The organism is Proteus sp. fly-1008 (genome assembly GCF_040140305.1).
Taxonomy (GTDB): Bacteria; Pseudomonadota; Gammaproteobacteria; order Enterobacterales; family Enterobacteriaceae; genus Proteus; species Proteus vulgaris_B.
On sequence record NZ_JBEEWH010000004.1, the window covers coordinates 54,521 to 76,682 of the forward strand.

Here is a 22,162-nt window from a genome sequence, read left to right on the forward strand (position 1 = left end):
TAGCGCTTATATGTCTCCTAACAAAGTCGAGGGTATCTCCATAAAGAATAAAGATGCACTTCGATAGTGAAACTATAGTTGATGTAAGGTACCCAGTCGGGTTTTATTTTATGCCCGTCATATCTAGGTCTATAGTGTGTCACTTATGTTAAGGAGCTTTTGATGTTATGTTTTTTTAGGTGCTTTTTTATGCAATGCACTTAGAATTAGTACTGACAACACTTTTACATAAGTTTGAGGTTTCTGGAAGCGTGTTTGCGCACAAAAAAAACATAAACATTAAAATTATGCGTTAAATGTAATAAAAATGTTGTACGTGTGTCAAAAATGATAATCATTTTTGCATCAGATATATTAAATAGTGATCCCTCTCACTGTTCGAGGCAAATGTCTGGCACACAAGTTGTGTGGTAATTGTAATAAGTTTGTGAAGCACTTATACTGCGCGCAGGTCTCCGGAACCTTTGTTGTATGGAGAACCAGCGTAACGAATCCACAATTTTTGTAAAATAGACGGATTTAACATTTTACTTAAAATGTGCCTTTGTACCCCATTCGCTGTTTGATTTCCATCCAGGTCCGGAGGAAGGAAAAATTATAAAAGCTGTGTGGGCATAAATTGTGAAAAAACAAAGACCTGTCAATCTGGATTTACAGACGATACAGTTTCCACTCCCTGCTATCGCATCGATCTTGCATCGTGTCTCTGGGGTTATCATGTTAGTCGCAGTTGGCATTTTACTGTGGTTACTTGGCACCTCTCTCTCTTCTCCTGAAGGTTTTCAGCAAGCTGCTGAAATAATGACTGGCTTCTTCGCAAAATTTATTTTGTGGGGCATCCTGACGGCATTGGCATACCATATTTGTGGTGGTATTCGTCACATGCTAATGGACTTCGGCTTTATTGATGAAACCTTGATTGTGGGTCGCAATTCAGCGGCTGCATCTATGGTTATTACAGTAATTTTATCAATATTGGCGGGGGTATTAGTATGGTAAGTAATTCTTCTACTTTAGGCCGTACTGGTATACAGGATTGGTTATTTCTGCGTGCCTCAGCCATCATCATCGTTTTATATGTTCTTTATCTTGTGGGTTTTATTGCAACCACAGAAATTACCTATGAAGTATGGCGTGGGTTCTTTAGCTCATCCCTAACCAAAGTGTTCACCATCTTGACGTTGCTTTCTATTCTTATCCACGCGTGGATAGGCATGTGGCAAGTGTTAACGGACTATATTAAACCGCTGGCATTACGCCTGACTTTACAACTGATTATTGTTGTTGCGCTGTTGGTTTATCTTATTTATGGAACAATTGTGGTGTGGGGTGTGTAATGAATCTGCCAGTAAGAGAGTTTGATGCCGTTGTTATTGGTGCTGGTGGCGCGGGTATGCGTGCCGCTTTACAGATTTCCCAAATGGGTTTGTCTTGTGCACTAATTTCTAAAGTTTTTCCTACTCGTTCTCATACTGTTTCAGCTCAAGGCGGTATTACCGTTGCGCTAGGTAATACTCATGAGGATAACTGGGAATGGCACATGTACGATACAGTAAAAGGTTCCGATTATATCGGAGACCAAGATGCAATCGAATATATGTGTAAAACTGGTCCTGAAGCAATTTTAGAGCTGGAACATATGGGACTTCCATTTTCTCGTCTAGACGATGGCCGTATTTATCAACGTCCGTTTGGTGGTCAGTCTAAGAACTTCGGTGGCGAACAAGCTGCGCGTACTGCAGCGGCTGCTGACCGCACTGGGCACGCACTGTTGCATACCCTGTATCAGCAAAATTTAAAAAATCATACAACTATCTTTTCAGAGTGGTATTCACTGGATCTCGTGAAAAACCAAGATGGCGATATTGTTGGTTGTACTGCAATTTGCATCGAAACAGGTGAAGTTGTTTATTTCAAAGCTAATGCCACTATTTTAGCCACAGGTGGTGCAGGCCGTATTTATCAATCTACGACAAATGCACATATCAACACCGGTGACGGGGTTGGTATGGCGGTTCGTGCAGGTGTTCCACTGCAAGATATGGAAATGTGGCAATTCCACCCAACGGGTATTGCAGGCGCGGGTGTGTTAGTGACCGAAGGTTGTCGTGGTGAAGGCGGATATCTGTTGAATAAAGACGGTGAACGCTTTATGGAACGTTATGCGCCAAACGCTAAAGACCTTGCTGGTCGTGATGTGGTTGCACGTTCAATCATGATTGAAATTCGTGAAGGTCGTGGTTGTGATGGCCCTTGGGGTCCTCATGCGAAATTGAAACTCGACCATCTTGGTAAAGAAGTCCTTGAATCACGTTTACCAGGTATTCTTGATTTGTCTCGTACATTTGCACACGTTGATCCTATCAAAGAGCCAATTCCAGTTATTCCGACTTGTCACTATATGATGGGTGGTATTCCAACAAAAGTGACAGGCCAAGCCATTCGTGTAAATGAGAAGGGCGAAGATGTTGTTATTCCTGGACTGTTTGCTGTCGGTGAAATTGCTTGTGTATCTGTTCATGGTGCCAACCGCTTAGGCGGTAACTCACTGTTAGACCTCGTTGTATTTGGTCGTTCAGCAGGGGTTCACTTAAAAGAATCTCTGATGGAACAAGGCACGATGCGTGATGCAAGCGAGTCGGATGTTGATGCAGCATTAACACGCTTAAATCGCTGGGAAAACAATCGCTCTGGTGAAGATCCTGTTGAGATCCGTAAAGCACTGCAATCTTGTATGCAACATAACTTCTCGGTATTCCGTGAAGGTGATGCAATGGCTAAAGGCTTAGAAGAACTGAAAGTTATTCGTGAGCGCTTACAAAATGCACGACTGGATGATAATTCAAGTGAGTTTAATACACAGCGTATTGAGTGCTTAGAATTAGACAACCTGATGGAAACAGCTTATGCCACTGCGGTGTCTGCAAACTTCCGTACAGAAAGTCGTGGAGCTCATAGCCGTTTCGATTTCCCAGAGCGTGATGATGCGAACTGGTTATGTCATACATTATATCAACCGCAAACCGAAACAATGACACGACGTGAAGTCAATATGCAGCCAAAACTGCGTGAAGCCTTCCCACCAAAAGTGCGTACATATTAATTAGCGGTGTTATTGAAGTTGCGGAGACTTAAATATGAAACTTGAATTTTCGATTTATCGTTACAATCCCGACGTTGATAATGCGCCGCATATGCAAGATTACACCCTCGAAGTTCCAGAAGGGCGTGACATGATGCTGTTGGATGCATTAATTCAGCTAAAGGAAAAAGATCCTACCTTATCGTTCCGTCGTTCTTGCCGTGAAGGTGTTTGTGGCTCTGATGGCGTGAACATGAATGGTAAAAATGGTTTGGCTTGTATCACACCTATTTCATCTTTACAGAAAGGAAGTAAGAAAATTGTGATCAGACCGTTACCCGGTTTACCAGTAATTCGTGATTTAATAGTGGATATGACTCAGTTCTATACACAGTATGAGAAAATTCGTCCGTATTTAATTAATAATGGCAAAAATCCTCCTGCTCGTGAGAACTTACAGTCACCAGAACAACGTGAAAAGCTTGATGGACTTTACGATTGTATCCTTTGTGCTTGTTGTTCAACATCTTGCCCGTCATTCTGGTGGAATCCAGATAAGTTTATCGGGCCAGCTGGATTGTTAGCTGCATATCGTTTCTTGATTGATAGTCGCGATACAGAAACAGAATCTCGCCTTGATGATCTTAACGATGCGTTCAGCGTATTCCGTTGTCATGGCATTATGAACTGTGTCAGCGTATGTCCTAAAGGACTCAATCCAACAAAAGCGATTGGCCATATTAAGTCGATGTTGTTAAAACGTAGTGCATAAAATAATAACCGCCCTAAAATAGTTAGGGCGGTTAATGGAAAAACTAAGTTAGACGTTTGCGGTAAATAGTAAGGCACCTTTAAACACTGTTAGACAGTGCTTAAAGGTTCCTTGAGAGCTAAAGCTCCATATTTAAAGAACCTGCGAGATAGCGGGTCATGAGAGAACCTTGCAATCGACACCGTTTAATCACGGTATTAGTTATCCACGGCGAACTAAAGCTGTATAGCTTAAGGGATCATAATGCAGAACGGCGCAATGAAGGACTGGCTAGAATCAACATTTCTAGCAGGAGAGAATCAGTCTTACATAGAAGATATCTATGAAGATTACCTAACTGACCCAAACTCTGTTGACGAAAGTTGGAGAGAGATTTTTCAACAACTGCCCGCAAGTCAAGGCATAGAGCAGTCGCATTCTCAGACCCGCGACTACTTCAGACGCCTCGCAAAAGAATCCACTCGATATCATACCTCGGTAAGCGATCCGGCAACGGACTCAAAACAAGTCAAAGTTTTGCAGCTCATCAATGCTTTTCGTTTCCGTGGCCATCAAAATGCGAACCTCGACCCACTTGGTTTATGGAAACAAGAATCTGTTCCAGATTTAGATCCTGCTTTCCATAATCTGACTAAAGAAGATTTTGAAGAAACTTTCAACGTCGGTTCTTTTGCTATCGGCAAAGAAACCATGAAATTAAGTGATTTATATGAGGCCCTGAAACGCATTTATTGTGGTTCAATCGGTGCTGAATATATGCATATCACTAATACTGAAGAAAAACGCTGGATCCAACAACGTTTAGAATCAGTTAATGTTGCAGACCAATTTACAAAAGAAGAAAAGTTACGCTTCCTGACAGAGCTAACAGCTGCTGAAGGCTTAGAACGTTATTTAGGTGCGAAATTCCCAGGTGCGAAACGCTTCTCTTTAGAAGGTGGTGATGCATTAGTACCTATGTTGAAAGATTTAATCCGTCATGCCGGTAAACAAGACACTCGTGAAGTGGTTCTCGGTATGGCACACCGCGGACGTTTAAACGTTTTGGTTAATATCCTCGGTAAAAAACCTGCTGATTTATTTGATGAATTTGCGGGGATCCATAAAGAGCATTTGGGAACTGGTGACGTTAAATATCACCAAGGTTTTTCATCCGATTTTGCAACGGAAGGGGCTCAAGTTCACTTAGCATTAGCCTTTAACCCTTCTCACTTAGAGATTGTTAGCCCAGTTGTTATCGGTTCTGTTCGTGCTCGTCGTGATCGTTTAGATGAAGCGCGTAGTAATATGGTTCTTCCTATTACAATTCATGGTGATGCGGCGGTAACTGGTCAAGGTGTTGTTCAAGAAACCTTGAATATGTCGCAAGCGCGTGGTTATGAAGTTGGCGGTACAGTTCGTATCGTTATCAATAACCAAGTTGGTTTCACCACGTCAAATCCAAAAGATGCTCGTTCAACACAATACTGTACTGATATTGTGAAAATGGTTCAGGCACCAATTTTCCACGTTAATGCCGATGATCCGGAAGCCGTTGCTTTTGTAACTCGTCTTGCATTGGATTTCCGTAATACTTTTAAACGTGACGTAATGATTGATTTGGTGTGTTATCGCCGTCATGGCCATAACGAAGCGGATGAGCCAAATGCGACTCAGCCTCTGATGTATCAAAAAATCAAGAAACACCCAACACCACGTAAAATTTATGCAGATAAACTGGTTGCTCAATCACTGCTTGATGCCAATGATGTGACTGAACTGGTTAATCTCTATCGTGATGCACTAGATCGTGGTGATTGTGTTGTTGAAGAATATCGCCCAATGGGGCTGCATTCTTACACATGGGAGCCGTATTTAAATCACGAATGGAATGAAGAGTATCCACATAAAGTAGAGCAAACACGTTTACAAGATTTAGCGCGTCGTGTGAGTACTGTCCCGTCAGAAATCGTGATGCAATCTCGTGTTGAGAAAATTTACGCTGACCGTGCTGTCATGGCAGAAGGTGAGAAATTGCTCGACTGGGGTGCTGCGGAAACATTAGCGTATGCAACTTTAGTTGACCAAGGTATTACGATCCGTCTTTCTGGTGAAGATGCCGGCCGTGGTACATTCTTCCACCGTCACGCCGTTATTCATAATCAAACTAATGGTTCTGTTTATGTTCCATTGGCTAATATTCATAATGCTCAAGGGCAATTTAATGTCTGGGACTCTGTATTAACAGAAGAAGCTGTTCTTGCATTTGAATATGGTTATGCAACAACAGAGCCTCGTGGATTGACGATTTGGGAAGCGCAATTTGGTGACTTTGCAAACGTTGCTCAAGTCGTTATCGACCAATTTATTAGCTCTGGTGAGCAAAAATGGGGTCGTATGTGTGGTTTAGTGATGCTGTTACCACACGGTTATGAAGGCCAAGGCCCTGAACACTCTTCTGCACGTTTAGAGCGTTATCTGCAACTGTGTGCAGAGCAAAATATGCAGGTTTGTGTGCCATCAACGCCTGCTCAGGTTTACCATATGTTACGCCGTCAAGCATTACGTGGTATGCGTCGCCCACTTATCGTAATGTCACCAAAATCACTGTTACGTCACCCATTAGCAGTTTCTGCATTGGATGAATTAGCCAATGGTAAATTCTTACCTGTAATTGGTGAAATGGATGATTTAAAACCGGCTGATGTAAAACGTGTTGTGATGTGTTCAGGTAAGGTTTACTACGATTTATTAGAACAACGTCGTGCTAATGAGCAAAACAACGTTGCCATTATTCGTATTGAACAACTGTATCCATTCCCACACGAAGATATTGCACAAATTCTAGCATCTTACTCCCATGTGAAAGATTTTGTTTGGTGTCAAGAAGAGCCTTTAAATCAGGGGGCTTGGTATTGCAGCCAGCATAATTTCCGTGATGCGATCCCTACGGGCGCAACATTACGTTATGCAGGACGTCCTGCATCAGCCTCTCCAGCAGTTGGTTATACCTCTGTTCATCAGGAGCAACAAAAAGCTCTGGTTGAAGACGCACTGAAAGTTGAATAAATAAGGATAGAAAATGAGTAGTGTAGACATTCTAGTACCGGATCTCCCTGAATCAGTTGCTGACGCATCGGTCGCAACTTGGCATAAAAAACCTGGTGATAGCATTCAACGCGATGAAGTGCTGGTTGAAATCGAAACAGATAAAGTTGTTTTAGAAGTTCCTGCAAGTGAAGCGGGCGTATTAGAAAGCATCCTTGAAGATGAAGGCGCTACTGTTGGCTCACGCCAATTACTCGGACGCATTCGTTTAGGTGATAGCACCGGTATTCCTGCTGATGTGAAACCAGCTCAAGATAGCACACCTGCACAACGTCAAAGTGCTGACATTGCTGAAAAAGGCAATAACGATGCATTAAGCCCAACAGCGCGTCGTTTAGTGGCAGAGCACGATGTTAATCCTGCTGATGTGAAAGGTAGCGGTGTAGGTGGTCGTTTAACTCGCCAAGATATCGAAGGCCATGTTGCAAATAAAACGGCAACGAAACCTGTTGAAGAAGCGCCTCAAGCGCTGTTATCTCACCGTAGTGAAAAACGTGTTCCAATGACACGTTTACGCAAACGTGTTGCAGAACGTTTATTAGAAGCGAAAAACACTACTGCAATGTTGACAACGTTTAACGAAATCAACATGCAACCAATCAAAGATTTACGTGCTCAATATGGCGAAGCTTTCGAAAAACGCCACGGTGTCCGTTTAGGCTTTATGTCTTTCTATATTAAAGCGGTTGTTGAAGCACTGAAACGCTACCCAGAAGTGAATGCTTCTATTGATGGCACAGATGTGGTTTATCACAACTATTTCGATATCAGTATTGCGGTATCAACGCCTCGTGGCCTGGTAACACCAGTATTACGTGATGCGGATGCAATGAGCATGGCGGATATTGAGAAAAATATCAAAGCATTAGCAGTAAAAGGTCGTGATGGTAAGTTGACCGTTGAAGACTTAACGGGTGGTAACTTTACTATTACAAATGGTGGTGTTTTCGGCTCATTAATGTCAACGCCTATTATCAACCCACCACAAAGTGCCATTTTAGGGATGCATGCTATAAAAGATCGCCCAATGGCCGTTGATGGTCAGGTTGTTATTCTACCAATGATGTATCTGGCTCTATCTTATGACCACCGTTTAATTGACGGTCGTGAGTCTGTCGGTTTCTTAGTAACCGTCAAAGAGATGCTAGAAGATCCAGCCCGTTTATTACTTGATGTATAGGTAATAAATATCGCTTTTAGGCAGGAGATGCTCCTCCTGCCTACTTAGCAACAGACACAAGCATCAAAGAAGTACAGTGTGTTCGTGAAGTCAGATTTCTCTGGCTTATAGTCAAAAAAATAAGAAAGCCCGACTTTCAACAAGATTATGGATAGAACATCATGAATTTACACGAGTATCAGGCAAAACAGCTTTTCACACGGTATGGATTACCAGCTCCTGCTGGTTTCGCCTGCTCCACGCCGCGCGAGGCAGAAGAAGCTGCATCAAAAATCGGTCAAGGCCCTTGGGTCGTGAAATGTCAGGTTCACGCGGGTGGACGTGGTAAAGCGGGCGGCGTAAAAGTCGTTAAATCTAAAGAAGAGATCCGCGCATTTGCTGAACAATGGTTAGGCAAACGTTTAGTGACTTATCAAACAGACGCTAACGGTCAGCCTGTTACACAGATTTTGGTTGAAGCTGCAACTGATATCGCTAAAGAGCTTTATCTTGGTGCGGTTATTGACCGTGGTACCCGTCGCGTTGTCTTTATGGCTTCAACTGAAGGTGGCGTAGAAATTGAAAAAGTAGCGGAAGAAACGCCAGAACTTATTCATCGCGCAATTATTGATCCACTGACAGGCCCAATGCCTTATCAGGGAAGAGAACTGGCTTTTAAACTAGGTTTAAAAGGTAAGCAAGTCAGTCAATTTGCTAAGATCTTTATGGGATTAGCTACTATCTTCTTAGAGCGTGATCTTGCGCTAATTGAAATTAACCCTTTGGTTATCACTAAAGAAGATGATCTGATTTGTCTAGATGGCAAATTAGGCGTAGATAGCAATGCATTATATCGCCAGCCTGAAATGCGTGAACTGCACGATCCATCGCAAGAAGATCCGCGAGAAGCGCAAGCTGCCCAATGGGAACTGAACTATGTTGCATTAGATGGCAACATTGGTTGCATGGTTAATGGTGCTGGTTTAGCAATGGGTACTATGGATATTGTTAAACTTCACGGTGGTGAACCAGCTAACTTCCTCGATGTGGGTGGTGGTGCAACAAAAGAACGTGTAACAGAAGCATTTAAAATTATTTTGTCAGATGAAAATGTCAGTGCTGTATTAGTCAACATTTTTGGCGGTATTGTTCGTTGTGACTTAATCGCAGACGGTATTATTGGCGCGGTTGAAGAAGTTGGCGTTAATGTTCCTGTGGTTGTTCGTCTTGAAGGAAACAATGCAGAGTTAGGCACCAAGAAATTAGCAGATAGTGGATTAAATATTATCGCAGCTAAAAGCTTAACTGATGCCGCAAAACAAGTTGTTGCAGCAGCGGAGGCAAAATAATGTCTATTTTAATCGATAAAAACACCAAAGTAATTTGCCAAGGTTTTACTGGTAGCCAAGGAACATTCCACTCTGAGCAAGCAATTGCTTATGGTACACAAATGGTTGGAGGTGTTACGCCAGGTAAAGGTGGCACTACGCATTTAGGACTTCCAGTATTTAATACTGTACGCGAAGCTGTTGAGGCAACGGGGGCAACTGCGACAGTTATTTATGTACCTGCGCCATTTTGTAAAGATTCAATCTTAGAAGCGATTGAGGCAGGCATTAAACTCATCATTACTATTACAGAAGGCATCCCTACTTTGGATATGCTAACAGTAAAAGTAAAATTAGATGAAGCAGGCGTACGTATGATTGGCCCTAACTGCCCAGGTGTAATCACTCCGGGTGAATGTAAGATTGGTATTATGCCTGGCCATATTCATTTACCAGGCAAAGTTGGCATTGTATCTCGATCAGGTACATTAACGTATGAAGCAGTTAAACAGACAACAGATGTTGGTTTAGGCCAATCAACGTGTGTTGGTATTGGTGGTGACCCAATCCCAGGTTCTAACTTTATTGATATTCTGAAGCTATTCCAAGAAGATCCACAAACAGAAGCAATTGTGATGATCGGTGAAATTGGTGGTACAGCAGAAGAAGAAGCAGCTGCTTATATCAAAGATCATGTGACTAAACCAGTTGTAGGTTACATTGCTGGTGTGACAGCCCCTAAAGGTAAACGCATGGGACATGCGGGAGCTATTATTGCAGGCGGTAAAGGCACAGCAGATGAGAAATTTGCTGCTCTTGAAGCTGCGGGTGTTAAAACTGTGCGTAGCTTGGCCGATATTGGTGAAGCTATTAAATTAATGATCAAGTAAGTAACGATACTGTTAATAATTTCATATTGATACTATCTTAAATGCCAGTTTCTTAATAGGAAGCTGGCATTTTTATATCTAGCTTCATTTAAATATTTATATCTATATCGAGTATTATGATTAACATATCAAATATCTATATGAATTAAGGCTAATCATCTGTTTTAAATCGATTTTTTTAAATTTTAATCTCTATGCGTAATCGCTCTTTTTTCTTTTTCTAAGTTTTTTGCATAAACTGGAAATAACGATAAATATTGTTTGTATCCATTCTTCGTTGTTAAAAATAATATTTTAAATGCATGTTTTTAGGTGAAAAATGGACTAGAAAAAGAAAATAAATAGTTATTTTATGTTGTGAACATCATGCTCTTTTCTATAAACATCGTAACAATAGTCCCTAAATTTCCGCTTCAACATCGCTGTAAGGCAGGTTTTTACTGCGAAGATGTTTTTTTAAACATGTTAATGGATAAGTGAAAAGGGGGGCTGGTAAAGAAGGTTGTCTGAGAAAATATTCTTTTATTATGATAGGGCATCAAAAAGAGGATTAAAGCCGAAACTAGGCTCTTTTATACCTATCAAGTGTAATGATGAAACACTTATGATTGTTGTAAGAAATGTTCTACAAAAATAATAAAATACAATAAAGAAAGATTATTTTCCTTTTTCATTTGGCTGAGTTAGTGTTTTTTATTCTATTGATTTAAAAGATTATTTTCAATTTTATTGAATTGTTGATTTATATTTTAGATATATAATATAAATTAGTTACAGTTTACTTATCTGAAATAAAAAACAAAATAAGCAGTCATTAATATTAAAAATAGACAATCACTATTAGATTTTATTTTTATTTTTATTTGGCGAATTAACTAGATGTCATTTTCTGTATTTACACTTTTGTAAATTTCAACCCATTAATTAATAGATTATTTTTTTTAAATATTTATTTTTTACCTGCAAAAAAATGATTTTGATATTAAAATTAATAAAACACAACTAAAAGTGTTTATTTTTAGGGCTTTTATGAAAATAAAAAGTTAATTTTATTATGGAAAATATAAGGAGATAAATTACACTTAAAAATAAAAACAACATTGCGTTAACACAATGGTAACTATTGGGTAATTTATTCGCAACTAGTTAACATTAAAGTGTTTTTTTGATGTGGGTCAAGTTATTAATTGTGGCAAAATTTTCTGAATATGCTTAAATTGGCACACGATCAAATATGCTGTTACAAACCTAAAAGTCGTATTGTTGACCTAAGCTCAGAATTCAAATCTGGGTCACGCAAAATATATTTATTATATGTAAATATAAGCGTACTATTTGTAAGGTATTGTGTTTTTGGTCTTTAATATTCGTTGTTGTTTTTAGAGGCATTTATTGTTGGTAGTTATGAGGCTTTATAATTTAATAAAGTCGGGTTGCCGCAAGTCGGTGTCTTCCTGCTAGGAGCAAGGAGTCAAGATGTTTGATATTGTCGAACTGTCACGGTTACAGTTTGCCTTAACAGCGATGTATCACTTCCTGTTTGTCCCGTTAACGTTAGGTATGGCGTTTATGCTGGCAATCATGGAAACGATATATGTTCTGTCGGGTAAACAAGTTTACAAAGATATGACAAAGTTCTGGGGTAAGTTATTCGGTATTAACTTTGCTCTGGGTGTCGCAACTGGATTGACCATGGAGTTCCAATTTGGTACTAACTGGTCATATTTCTCTCATTACGTCGGTGATATCTTCGGTGCGCCTTTAGCAATCGAAGGTTTAATGGCGTTCTTCTTAGAATCAACATTCGTCGGATTGTTCTTCTTTGGCTGGGATCGTTTAGGTAAGAAGCAGCACTTGATGGTAACTTGGTTAGTTGCTTTCGGTTCTAACTTCTCTGCTCTGTGGATCCTTGTTGCGAATGGTTGGATGCAAAACCCTGTTGCTGCAGACTTCAACTTTGAAACCATGCGAATGGAAATGTTGAGTTTTGCTGATCTGGTTTTAAACCCAGTCGCTCAAGTTAAATTTGTTCACACAGTTGCAGCTGGTTATACAACTGGTGCTTTCTTTGTTCTGGGTATCAGCTCTTACTACCTGCTCAAAGGCCGTGATATTGGTTTTGCAAAACGTTCTTTTGCAGTTGCGGCAACTTTTGGTATTGCTGCTGTGTTATCTGTTATCGTATTAGGTGATGAATCTGGTTACGAAATGGGTGACGTACAAAAAACGAAGTTGGCTGCAATTGAAGGTGAATGGCATACAGAAGCAGCGCCTGCTGCATTTAATCTGATTGCATTCCCTAATCAAGAAAAAATGGAAAACTCGTTTGCATTACAAATACCTTATGTCATGGGTATTATCGCAACGCGTTCTTTCGATACACCAGTATTAGGTCTTAATGATCTGATGAGTCAGCATGAAGTTCGTATTCGTAACGGTATGAAAGCTTACGAATTATTAAGTGAACTGCGTTCAGGTAATACTGATCCTGCTATTCGTGCTGCATTTAATGACGCTAAACAAGATTTAGGCTATGGCTTATTACTGAAGCGTTATACTGAAAATGTCGTTGATGCAACAGAAGATCAAATCAAAGCTGCTGCAAAAGACACTATTCCTAACGTCGCACCACTATTCTGGTCATTCCGTATCATGGTTGCCTCAGGCTTCCTGATGTTACTGATTGTTGCGATTTCCTTCTGGACTGTTCTGTCAAACCGTATTGGCAAATATACATGGCTACTGCGTGCCGCCCTGTATAGTATTCCATTACCATGGATTGCAATTGAAGCAGGTTGGTTTGTTGCAGAATATGGACGTCAACCATGGGCAATTGGTGAAATTCTGCCTACGGCGGTGGCAACTTCTTCATTGACAGAGGCAGATATCCTAGTATCTATGGGGCTTATCTGTGGTCTGTATACATTGTTCCTAGTTGCTGAAATGTTCCTGATGTTCAAATTTGGTCGCCTTGGGCCGAGTAGCCTGAAGACGGGTCGCTATCACTTTGAACAGAAGAACGCTTCTTCTGCACAAAGTAAGTAACACAGGAGTCCACTATGTTTGATTATGAAGTATTGCGATTTGTTTGGTGGCTACTGATTGGTATCTTACTGATTGGCTTTGCAGTCACTGATGGTTTTGATATGGGTGTCGGTGTGTTACTACGCGTTATCGCGAAAGATGACACTGAACGCCGTATTTTGATTAACTCTGTTGCACCTCACTGGGATGGTAACCAAGTTTGGTTAATCACCGCCGGTGGTGCATTATTCGCTGCATGGCCAATGGTTTATGCTGCGGCATTCTCTGGTTTCTATTTTGGTATGATTTTCGTACTGGCGGCATTATTCTTCCGTCCTGTAGGTTTTGACTACCGTTCTAAACTAGAATCTCCGAAATGGCGTGGTATGTGGGATTGGGGTATCTTTATTGGTAGCTTCGTTCCACCATTAGTTATCGGTGTTGCTTTTGGTAACCTGTTACAAGGTGTTCCATTAGAAGTCGATAGCATGCAACGTGTCTCTTATAACGGTACAACTAACGCGTTAATCAACCTACTGTACCTATTAAACCCATACGGTTTATTAGCTGGTGTGATTAGCTTAATGATGATTGTTGCACATGGTGCAAGTTATCTTCAAATGCGTACCACTGGTGAGTTACATGAGCGTACACGTAAAGCTACTTACATCACCTCTTTAATCACGTTCATTGGTTTTGCTGTTGCGGGCGTATGGTTAATCTATGGTATTGATGGCTTTATCATAACAAGTGCAATTGATACAGCAGGTCCTTCATCTCCACTGCTGAAAACTGTTTCTCATGAAGCTGGTGCTTGGATGACTAACTACAACAATTATCCAGTATTGTGGGCATTGCCTGCATTAGGTCTGTTATCTCCTTTACTGGCGATTGTTGCAACTAAAGCAAATAAAGGTGGTTGGGCATTCCTGTTCACTTCACTGACTATTGCTTGTGTTATCCTGACTTGTGGTGTGACTATGTTCCCATTTGTGATGCCTTCAAGCACGTTCCCAGATGTGAGCTTAACAATGTGGGATGCAACTTCTAGCTTGTTTACTCTGCAAGTCATGACAGTTGTTGCGATTATCTTTGTACCTATCGTTCTCCTTTACACTATCTGGTGTTACTGGAAAATGCATGGTCGCCTCGATAAGAAATTTATCGAAGGTAATAATCATACTCTTTACTAAGGAGCATAGAGAATGTGGTATTTTGCATGGCTTCTCGGCACACTCTTCGCTTGTAGTATTGCGGTGATCGCAGGACTGGCTTACGAGCATGCTGAAGCGAAAAAAACTTCAGAAAGTGAAGAATAATGTTGGACAAAAGTTACCAACTACTAGACAAGGGCCCTATTAGGGCTCTTGTTTTAATCATGGCGTTGGTGATGGCATTTTGTGTTATGTGGGATCCTAGCCGATTTGCGGCGAACACCAGTTCATTGGCAATTTGGCAAGGTATCCTTCTTATTTGGTCGGTTTGTGCGGGGGCGACTTTTGGCCTAGCATTTCGTCCTAAACATGTAATTGCAAAATGTTTATTGCACCCAATCCCTGCAATTATTGTTTTAGTTGTAGGGCTAAGTTATTTCTTCTTTTAAAAAATACCTTATTTCTGCTCATTATATGAAAAAGAAATAAGGTATTTTCTTATCTAAGGATCCTATCAATATTATCTATCTTTTTGTTTTTATAAATGAATATTCTCTTTTAAGTAATCAATAAATAAACGTGCTTTTCTGGGGATGTGTTCACTATAAGGAAAAATAATATTCACGGACTGCGTTAACAATGAGTATTCAGGAAACAGCACGACTAATTGGCCTTCTAATAATTCTTGATGAATATACCAATGTGGCAAAATAGTCATCCCAGAATGTGCAAGAGCCATCTTTTTTAATGCGGCAATAGTATTAGTTTCAAAATAGGCATCTTGCGCTAATTGAGAGAGCAGGGCACTAAACTGTGCAGAAGTTGATAGTTTACTTTGACGTAAATTACTGTTTGCTAAATAGGGAATAGCACTTAAGTCGTTGATGGTTTTTATCGAGAATTTCTGCAACAAATCAGGTGAAATAACTAAACTTATCTCGTAATTAGCCAATTTGGTTGAGCGATAATTACTGTCTTTTAATGTACCTAAACGAATAGCTAAATCTAACTTATGATTTATTAAATCCTCAATGGAAGAATTAAAGGTGTACTGTACTTTCAACTTTGAGTGTAATTGCATAAATTGACTAAGTAACGGTAAAATATAATATTCACCAAATTCAGCCGTTGAACTTAATCGCAACGATCCCTGTAGTTCTTGCTGACCCAATCTCGCTTTATCTAATGTTTGCTCTAACTGAATTAACACTTGGCGGAAATCTTGATAAAGCATCTCGCCAGTCTCTGTCAGCGTAAATCGACGAGTATTACGATTGAGTAATGAGACATTTAACTCTATTTCTAATGCTTTGATATGAATACTCACCATTGATTTACTCAAGCGCAAATATTTCGCTGCTTGAGTAAATGATCCGGTATCAACAACAGCAATAAAAGAGCGAATTCGATCAATTTGATTTTGCATGATTGTTTACTCTGATTAAACAATAAGTTCTATTTTGTCAGATAGACGAAATTCGTCAATCTTCCGTACTCTATGCACGGAGGATTTTTATGACTTACCGCTATCAAATTGCAGCTATATTTCTACTCGGTTTCTTTATAGATTGTATTAATATTTTTATGTCAGCAATTGCATTACCTGCACTCGCTGATGATATGCAAATTTCCATTGTTTCAGTGACTTGGGTTTCAAATAGCTATATCTTGGGGTTGACGTTAATCATTCCATTAAGTCATTGGTTATCACAGCGTTTTGGAATTAGAGCATTGATGGTGACATCGATGTTGATGTTTAGTTTGTCTGTGGCGCTAGTGGGAAGCTCAGATTCATTTAGTGAGCTTATTTTGTGGCGTTTTATTCAAGGTGTTAGTGGTGGATTATTGATCCCAATTGGACAAGCGCTAACTTTTCAATATTTTCAAGGACATGAAAGAAGTAAAATATCTACGATCATTATGGCGATAGCTTTAATCGCTCCTGCAATATCGCCTACATTAGGTGGATTTATTGTTGATATGGCTTCTTGGCGTTGGGTGTTTTATAGCAATATTCCTTTCTCATTGCTAACTGCATTTTTAGCCTTTATTTGGGTAAAAGAGCCATTACCTAAAGAAAATGCTACACTGGATATTAAAGGTATCATTCTTATTAGTTTGCTCATTGTATCAGGGTTGTTTGCTCTATCGGCTTATGGTGAGTATCACTCAACCTTACTTGCATTAGTCATAGCGGTATTATCGGTATGTTTTGCAGTACTTTATTATTACCATTATCGACGCCATACATCTCCAGTTATTAATTTAGCACTATTAAAAAATAGAAACTTATCGATCTCTATTTTTATTTATTATTGTATTCCTGGTATTTTTACTGGTGTAAATATTCTTGCGATTTTTTATTTACAACAATATTTAAAATTTACTGCTCAAGGCACAGGTGTTTTCATGTTGTTATATGCACTTGGGGCTTTTATTTCAATGACAATAAGTGGCGTATTTTATAATAAATTGGGCATGAAACGTTTATTTGTTTTTGCTCTATTATTACACAGTACAGGTATTGCTTTATTAATATTTGTAAATAGTAATACTGATATATTTTTATTAATTATTGCTTATCTAGTTATCGGAATTGGTGGCGGAATTGGTGCTAATACTGCGCAAACAACGGCTTTATATGATTTTAACTCACAGAAATTAGTTCAAGCCAGTGTTATTTGGAATATTAATAGACAGGTCGTTTTTAGTGTCGGAGCAACCGTTGTTGCTATGTTATTTAATATTTTTTCTCTTTTTTGTTTGCCACAAACTGCTTATAACATGACATTTTTAATATGCGCTTTAATTGGCATATTGCCTCTCACACTATTATTTACATTAAAGAAAAAAAGTATTGCACAGGAAATAAAAGATGAAAATTAATACCGGTTTAATTATAGAAAGCATTAAATCTTTGCATGATGAGATTGAAGCTGTTTTTACACAATTTCCACTTTCTGTTGATGCAATAACTAAGATAGAAAATCTTTTATCTAGTGAGTTTTCGATGGTTGGGATCAACGGAAAAGCAGTGAGTTATGATGATGTTATTGTGATGTTCAGAGAAAATGCAGGGAAAAGAAGAGGTCTGAAAATAAAAACGGATGATTATAAAATAATTTATCAATCAGATTGTTTGGCGATTGTCAGATATCAAGAAATACACAGTGAAAATAAGAAAATTCTTATGCGGGAGTCAGTGGCGTTATTGAGACGCAATTCTCATGAAATGAGTTGGCAGTGGCACTACCTCCATGAGACACCAATCATAAATAATTAATTGATTTATATAAAAAACCGGTTTTAAAACTGGTTTTTTTATGCCATTAAAAATAATACTAATAAATAAGACAATCTATGAATTTCTAATTAGCAAGCATTTTTATGCTGTCTTAATGAAAATATTTTTTCTATTCAGAGCACAAAGCATATTGCGTGTTGCAAAGAAGAGTTTATGATTGGCGCCTGAAAACTGTGTTTTCTATTCTTTACGTTACTATGATTCCCTTAGAGCTACCTCTTAAGTATAGTTAAGTGACTTATAGCTTAATTATTTATGGACTTAACTCGGAAAATGTAAGGAAGATATTATGCAGTTTCTTTGGCCTGTTCGTGTTTATTATGAAGATACTGATGCCGGTGGTGTAGTCTATCACGCCAGCTATCTAAAATATTTTGAACGCGCCCGAACAGAACTACTCAGAGAAAAAGGTTTTCATCAGCATGATTTACGGGAGTATGATCATGTTGTATTTGTTGTACGTAAATTATCAATAGAATATATTGCACCAGCTCGACTTGATGAGCTTTTACAAGTAGAAAGTGAAATTACCACATTACGTGGTGCCTCAATGACATTTTCTCAAAAGCTTATTAATCAAGATGGTTATGTTTTGTGTAGCGCAGATGTGCTTGTTGTCTGCGTAGATTCATTAAAAATGAAGCCTGTAGCGCTTCCTAAGTCCATTATCGCGGAGTTTAAGTAGTGGCTGACATGAATGTTATCGATCTCTTTCTAAAAGCAGGGCTTTTAGTTAAGTTGATCATGTTGATTTTAATCGGATTTTCTATTGCATCTTGGGCGATTATTATTCAGCGAACTAAAGTTCTGAATGCCGCTGATCGTGAAGCTGCAGATTTTGAAGATAAATTCTGGTCAGGTACTGACTTGGCTCGTTTATATAAAGATAGCCAAGCTCGTCGTGATGAGTTATCAGGCTCAGAGCAAATTTTTCATTCCGGTTTTAAAGAGTTTGCACGTTTACATCAAGCAAGCGTTCATGCCCCTGATGCAGTTGTAAATGGTGCATCAAGAGCAATGCGAGTCTCTTTCAATCGTGAATTAGAATCACTAGAAACTCACATTCCTTTCCTTGGTACTGTTGGTTCTATCAGCCCATATATTGGCCTGTTTGGTACCGTATGGGGGATTATGCATGCATTTATTGCATTAGGTAGTGTTAAACAAGCAACATTACAAATGGTCGCACCCGGCATTGCTGAAGCATTGATTGCAACAGCTATCGGTTTATTTGCGGCGATCCCCGCAGTTATGGCTTATAACCGGTTTACGCAGCGTGTAACTAAACTGGAACAAAGTTACGATAACTTTATGGAAGAGTTCCTGACGATTTTACATCGCCAAGCTTTTGCCTCAGCAGAAAAGAAATAGTTAACGCAGAAGGAGATAGCTGATGGCACGAGGTCGCAGTAACCGCCGAGGCGTAAAATCAGAGATTAACATTGTTCCTTTGCTTGACGTATTGTTAGTGCTTTTGCTTATTTTTATGGCAACAGCGCCTATCATTTCGCAAAGTGTTGAAGTTGATCTTCCTGAAGCAACAGATACACAAACTGTTTCAACCAGTGATAATCCCCCGGTGATTGTCGAGGTTGCAGGAATTGGGCAATATAATATTCGTGTTGATCAAGAAGTATTAGAATTATTGCCTCAAGAACAGATTATGGCTGAAGCTAAACGACAATTGGAAAAAAATCCGAAAGTTATATTTCTGATTGGCGGTGCTAAAGATGTTCCTTATGATGAGATAATTAAAGCGCTCAACATGTTACGTCAAGCAGGTGTTAAATCTGTAGGTTTAATGACTCAGCCTATGTAATAGGTTGAAATAAGTTTGGATAATAGCGTGGGAAAGAAGACGAAGCCAATCCGAAGTAAATTGAGCCGTTCAGTTATCTTGTCTACTGCCTTGCATTTGCTTGTTATCGCATTGCTTATCTGGGGGTCATTAACTCAGAAGTGGGATTTAGGTGGTGGCGGTGGTGAAGGCGGGCAAGTTATTGATGCTATTATGGTCGATCCTAATGCTGTAGTACAACAGTATAACCAGCAAAAAGCGCAACAGGCTAACGTCCAAAAAGCAGAACAAGAACGTAAAGCGCGTGCAGAGCAACAAGAAGAAGAGTTGCGTCAGCAGCAAATGAAAGAACAAGAACGTTTGAAAACGTTAGAAGTTGAACGTTTACAAGCAAAAGAGGCAGCAGAGGCTCAAAAACGTGAAGCCGCGTTAGCTGCCGCCAAAGCGAAAGAAGAACAAAAAGTTGCTGAAGAAGCGGCCGCACAAGCGAAAGCAGAGCGTGATCGCATCTTAAAAGAACAAGCAGATGCGAAAAAACAAGCAGAAGCTGAAGCGAAAAAACAAGCAGAATTAGCAGCAAAACAAAAAGCAGAAGAAGCTAAGGCGAAAGCCGAAGCCGATGCGAAAGCAAAAGCTGAAGCAGATGCTAAAGCAAAGGCTGAAGCCGATGCTAAAGCCAAAGCTGCCGCTGAGGCAAAAGCAAAAGCCGCTGCAGAAGCTAAAGCAAAAGCAGCAGCTCAACAGCAAAGTAAAGCAGTAGATAGTCTGCTTGATGGTTTAGTGGCTGATGGTAGCAAACAAAGCGGAGCTTCAGCTGCGGGTCAAGGTGGTGGAAATCGCACTGGTGCAAATGGCGAAGGTGTCGATCGCTATAAAGGTCAGTTGAAAGTTGCAATAGAACAGAAGTTCATTGATCCAGAGTTATACAAAGGTAAAACTTGTGAGCTAAGAATTAGTATTGCACCTGATGGTCTACTAGTTAGTGCGAAGATTGAAGGTGGTGATCCAGCATTATGCCAAGTAGCACTGCGAGCAGCCAATACAGCGAAATTACCGAAGCCACCAAAAGATGTCTATGAACAAGTAAAATCATCAGTAATTGAGTTTAAACCCTAAAACTGTCTGATTGTAGGAAAACATACACTAATTTATAGCTATTTTAGAATGTTATTGATGTGTTGTATGGTGTTGTTGAAAAGCGTTTGTTACTATTCTGTGCGTTATTGCGTAATAACCGCAATAATAAAAGGGAGACATGATGAAGCAGGCATTAAATGTTATCTTCGGACTTTTAATTTTATGCGTAACCACTCTGGCTAACGCTGAAGTTCGAATTGAAATTACGCAAGGGGTGAATACTGCACGCCCTATCGGTGTTGTTCCTTTTAAATGGGAAGGCACAGGTCAAATGCCAGAAGATATCGCTGGTGTTATCGCAGCTGATTTACGCAATAGTGGAAAATTTAATCCTATTGATGTATCCCGTTTACCTCAACAGCCAGTCACAGCTTCTGAAGTCCAACCTGCACTTTGGACTGCATTAGGGATTGATTCTGTTGTTGTTGGACGCGTACAACCGTCAGCGGATGGCCAATATTTAGTAAGCTATCAATTAGTTGATGTTGCTGGCTCTCCAGGCGCGGTTTTATCTCAAAGTGAGTTTAAAGTTCCATCAAAATGGCTACGTTATTCTGCTCACACTGCCAGTGATGAAGTGTTTGAAAAACTGACTGGTATTCGTGGTGCATTCCGTACACGTATTGCTTATGTTGTTGTGACTAATGGTGGCGCATATCCTTATGAATTGCGTGTTTCTGACTATGATGGTTTTAACCAAGATCGTGTTTATCGCTCATCACAGCCATTAATGTCACCAGCGTGGTCACCAGATGGTGCTAAACTTGCTTATGTTACATTTGAAAGTGGTCAATCTGCTTTAGTTGTACAAACATTAGCGACAGGTGAAATTCGCCAAATAGCATCATTCCCAAGACATAATGGTGCACCTTCGTTTTCACCAGATGGCTCTAAGCTAGCATTTGCGCTTTCAAAGAGTGGTAGCTTAAATCTGTATGTTATGGATTTAGCAAGTGGGAATATGACACAGGTAACCAATGGCAGAAGCAACAATACTGAGCCAAATTGGATGCCAGATGGACAAACCTTAGTCTATACTTCAGATCAAGGTGGACGTCCACAAATATACAAAGTGAATATTAACGGTGGAACACCAGAGCGTATTACGTGGGAAGGTAAGCAAAACCAAAATCCTGCGGTAAGCCCAGATGGTAGTTTCTTAGTTATGGTGAGTTCTGAAAGCGGTAGGCAACATATCGCTAAGCAGGATCTGGAAACGAATTCCGTACAATATCTAACAGATACGTTTCTGGATGAAACGCCAAGCATCGCGCCTAACGGCACAATGGTTATTTATAGCTCTACACAAGGCTTAGGCACCATTTTGCAGCTAGTATCGACTGATGGACGTTTCAAAGCGCGTCTTCCGGCGACTGATGGTCAGGTTAAATCACCTGCCTGGTCACCGTTTATGTGATGCATAAAAA

At 39.8% G+C, this 22,162-nt stretch carries 20 protein-coding genes; 19 read left to right on the forward strand and 1 reads right to left on the reverse strand.

Annotated features, from left to right (window positions below; genetic code table 11):
• Positions 1-618 precede the first annotated feature (618 nt).
• The 12 genes from sdhC to ybgE all read left to right on the forward strand — a co-directional run bounded on the left by sdhC (position 619) and on the right by ybgE (position 14,945).
• Positions 619-999 carry a succinate dehydrogenase cytochrome b556 subunit gene (gene sdhC, locus ABN256_RS08755; protein WP_129586864.1) on the forward strand — a complete coding sequence of 127 codons (381 nt, stop codon included), beginning with the start codon at positions 619-621 and terminating at the stop codon, positions 997-999.
• Complete coding sequence (gene sdhD, locus ABN256_RS08760; protein WP_006537664.1) at positions 993-1,337, forward strand: succinate dehydrogenase membrane anchor subunit; 345 nt, start codon at positions 993-995, stop codon at positions 1,335-1,337. The genes sdhC and sdhD overlap by 7 nt, the downstream gene beginning before the upstream one ends.
• The gene (gene sdhA, locus ABN256_RS08765) at positions 1,337-3,103 is read left to right on the forward strand and encodes a succinate dehydrogenase flavoprotein subunit (RefSeq protein ID WP_072070206.1); all 1,767 of its coding nucleotides are present in this window, start codon (positions 1,337-1,339) and stop codon (positions 3,101-3,103) included. The genes sdhD and sdhA overlap by 1 nt, the downstream gene beginning before the upstream one ends.
• 34 nt (positions 3,104-3,137) lie before the next feature.
• Positions 3,138-3,854: a succinate dehydrogenase iron-sulfur subunit gene (locus tag ABN256_RS08770; RefSeq protein WP_006537662.1), complete on the forward strand. Its 717-nt coding sequence runs from the start codon at positions 3,138-3,140 to the stop codon at positions 3,852-3,854.
• A 243-nt stretch (positions 3,855-4,097) separates the two neighbouring features.
• On the forward strand, positions 4,098-6,902 hold the full coding sequence (sucA, locus tag ABN256_RS08775; protein ID WP_197269422.1) for a 2-oxoglutarate dehydrogenase E1 component: 2,805 nt from the start codon (positions 4,098-4,100) through the stop codon (positions 6,900-6,902).
• 13 nt (positions 6,903-6,915) lie between these two features.
• Positions 6,916-8,121, forward strand: coding sequence for a 2-oxoglutarate dehydrogenase complex dihydrolipoyllysine-residue succinyltransferase (gene odhB / locus ABN256_RS08780; RefSeq protein WP_109410020.1), 1,206 nt, complete (start codon positions 6,916-6,918; stop codon positions 8,119-8,121).
• Positions 8,122-8,282: 161 nt separating this feature from the next.
• Positions 8,283-9,449, forward strand: coding sequence for an ADP-forming succinate--CoA ligase subunit beta (gene sucC, locus ABN256_RS08785; RefSeq protein WP_072070203.1), 1,167 nt, complete (start codon positions 8,283-8,285; stop codon positions 9,447-9,449).
• On the forward strand, positions 9,449-10,318 hold the full coding sequence (sucD, locus tag ABN256_RS08790) for a succinate--CoA ligase subunit alpha (RefSeq protein ID WP_349439387.1): 870 nt from the start codon (positions 9,449-9,451) through the stop codon (positions 10,316-10,318). Before sucC ends, sucD begins: the two co-directional genes overlap by 1 nt.
• A 1,476-nt stretch (positions 10,319-11,794) precedes the next feature.
• Complete coding sequence (cydA, locus tag ABN256_RS08795) at positions 11,795-13,363, forward strand: cytochrome ubiquinol oxidase subunit I (protein ID WP_072070597.1); 1,569 nt, start codon at positions 11,795-11,797, stop codon at positions 13,361-13,363.
• 14 nt (positions 13,364-13,377) lie between these two features.
• Positions 13,378-14,535 (forward strand): cytochrome d ubiquinol oxidase subunit II, encoded by a 1,158-nt coding sequence (cydB, locus tag ABN256_RS08800; RefSeq protein ID WP_115350854.1) that lies wholly within the window; start codon positions 13,378-13,380, stop codon positions 14,533-14,535.
• A gap of 12 nt (positions 14,536-14,547) precedes the next feature.
• Positions 14,548-14,661 (forward strand): cytochrome bd-I oxidase subunit CydX, encoded by a 114-nt coding sequence (gene cydX, locus ABN256_RS08805; protein WP_004244425.1) that lies wholly within the window; start codon positions 14,548-14,550, stop codon positions 14,659-14,661.
• On the forward strand, positions 14,661-14,945 hold the full coding sequence (gene ybgE / locus ABN256_RS08810; protein WP_072070595.1) for a cyd operon protein YbgE: 285 nt from the start codon (positions 14,661-14,663) through the stop codon (positions 14,943-14,945). The genes cydX and ybgE overlap by 1 nt, the downstream gene beginning before the upstream one ends.
• Positions 14,946-15,034: 89 nt before the next feature.
• Here ybgE and ABN256_RS08815 read toward each other — a convergent pair whose 3' ends face one another.
• Positions 15,035-15,922, reverse strand: a complete 888-nt coding sequence (locus ABN256_RS08815; protein ID WP_196553419.1) for a LysR family transcriptional regulator — start codon at positions 15,920-15,922, stop codon at positions 15,035-15,037.
• 89 nt (positions 15,923-16,011) lie between these two features.
• Here ABN256_RS08815 and ABN256_RS08820 point away from each other — a divergent pair, with 89 nt between their 5' ends.
• From ABN256_RS08820 to tolB, 7 genes are all read left to right on the forward strand, one after another.
• Positions 16,012-17,382, forward strand: coding sequence for an MFS transporter (locus ABN256_RS08820; protein ID WP_349439388.1), 1,371 nt, complete (start codon positions 16,012-16,014; stop codon positions 17,380-17,382).
• Positions 17,372-17,779, forward strand: a complete 408-nt coding sequence (locus tag ABN256_RS08825; RefSeq protein ID WP_196553417.1) for a hypothetical protein — start codon at positions 17,372-17,374, stop codon at positions 17,777-17,779. Before ABN256_RS08820 ends, ABN256_RS08825 begins: the two co-directional genes overlap by 11 nt.
• 310 nt (positions 17,780-18,089) lie before the next feature.
• The gene (ybgC, locus tag ABN256_RS08830) at positions 18,090-18,485 is read left to right on the forward strand and encodes a tol-pal system-associated acyl-CoA thioesterase (RefSeq protein ID WP_072070591.1); all 396 of its coding nucleotides are present in this window, start codon (positions 18,090-18,092) and stop codon (positions 18,483-18,485) included.
• A complete protein-coding gene (gene tolQ / locus ABN256_RS08835; RefSeq protein WP_072070590.1) occupies positions 18,485-19,171 on the forward strand; it encodes a Tol-Pal system protein TolQ in 687 nt (228 codons plus the stop codon). The genes ybgC and tolQ overlap by 1 nt, the downstream gene beginning before the upstream one ends.
• A 22-nt stretch (positions 19,172-19,193) precedes the next feature.
• On the forward strand, positions 19,194-19,619 hold the full coding sequence (gene tolR, locus ABN256_RS08840; RefSeq protein ID WP_072070589.1) for a colicin uptake protein TolR: 426 nt from the start codon (positions 19,194-19,196) through the stop codon (positions 19,617-19,619).
• Positions 19,620-19,646: 27 nt separating this feature from the next.
• Positions 19,647-20,714, forward strand: coding sequence for a cell envelope integrity protein TolA (tolA, locus tag ABN256_RS08845; RefSeq protein WP_340895642.1), 1,068 nt, complete (start codon positions 19,647-19,649; stop codon positions 20,712-20,714).
• A gap of 142 nt (positions 20,715-20,856) precedes the next feature.
• Positions 20,857-22,152 carry a Tol-Pal system beta propeller repeat protein TolB gene (tolB, locus tag ABN256_RS08850; protein WP_072070587.1) on the forward strand — a complete coding sequence of 432 codons (1,296 nt, stop codon included), beginning with the start codon at positions 20,857-20,859 and terminating at the stop codon, positions 22,150-22,152.
• Positions 22,153-22,162: the final 10 nt, after the last annotated feature.

Excerpts from the sequence above, each read along its gene's own strand:
- cydA (WP_072070597.1), top strand. The coding sequence starts at position 11,795 with ATGTTTGATATTGTCGAACTGTCACGGTTACAGTTTGCCTTAACAGCG.
- ABN256_RS08770 (WP_006537662.1), top strand. The coding sequence starts at position 3,138 with ATGAAACTTGAATTTTCGATTTATCGTTACAATCCCGACGTTGATAAT.
- ABN256_RS08825 (WP_196553417.1), top strand. The coding sequence starts at position 17,372 with ATGAAAATTAATACCGGTTTAATTATAGAAAGCATTAAATCTTTGCAT.
- cydX (WP_004244425.1), top strand. The coding sequence starts at position 14,548 with ATGTGGTATTTTGCATGGCTTCTCGGCACACTCTTCGCTTGTAGTATT.
- ABN256_RS08815 (WP_196553419.1), bottom strand. The coding sequence starts at position 15,922 with ATGCAAAATCAAATTGATCGAATTCGCTCTTTTATTGCTGTTGTTGAT.
- sucA (WP_197269422.1), top strand. The coding sequence starts at position 4,098 with ATGCAGAACGGCGCAATGAAGGACTGGCTAGAATCAACATTTCTAGCA.
- ABN256_RS08820 (WP_349439388.1), top strand. The coding sequence starts at position 16,012 with ATGACTTACCGCTATCAAATTGCAGCTATATTTCTACTCGGTTTCTTT.
- sucD (WP_349439387.1), top strand. The coding sequence starts at position 9,449 with ATGTCTATTTTAATCGATAAAAACACCAAAGTAATTTGCCAAGGTTTT.
- cydB (WP_115350854.1), top strand. The coding sequence starts at position 13,378 with ATGTTTGATTATGAAGTATTGCGATTTGTTTGGTGGCTACTGATTGGT.
- sdhD (WP_006537664.1), top strand. The coding sequence starts at position 993 with ATGGTAAGTAATTCTTCTACTTTAGGCCGTACTGGTATACAGGATTGG.
- odhB (WP_109410020.1), top strand. The coding sequence starts at position 6,916 with ATGAGTAGTGTAGACATTCTAGTACCGGATCTCCCTGAATCAGTTGCT.
- sucC (WP_072070203.1), top strand. The coding sequence starts at position 8,283 with ATGAATTTACACGAGTATCAGGCAAAACAGCTTTTCACACGGTATGGA.
- ybgE (WP_072070595.1), top strand. The coding sequence starts at position 14,661 with ATGTTGGACAAAAGTTACCAACTACTAGACAAGGGCCCTATTAGGGCT.
- ybgC (WP_072070591.1), top strand. The coding sequence starts at position 18,090 with ATGCAGTTTCTTTGGCCTGTTCGTGTTTATTATGAAGATACTGATGCC.
- tolR (WP_072070589.1), top strand. The coding sequence starts at position 19,194 with ATGGCACGAGGTCGCAGTAACCGCCGAGGCGTAAAATCAGAGATTAAC.
- sdhA (WP_072070206.1), top strand. The coding sequence starts at position 1,337 with ATGAATCTGCCAGTAAGAGAGTTTGATGCCGTTGTTATTGGTGCTGGT.
- tolB (WP_072070587.1), top strand. The coding sequence starts at position 20,857 with ATGAAGCAGGCATTAAATGTTATCTTCGGACTTTTAATTTTATGCGTA.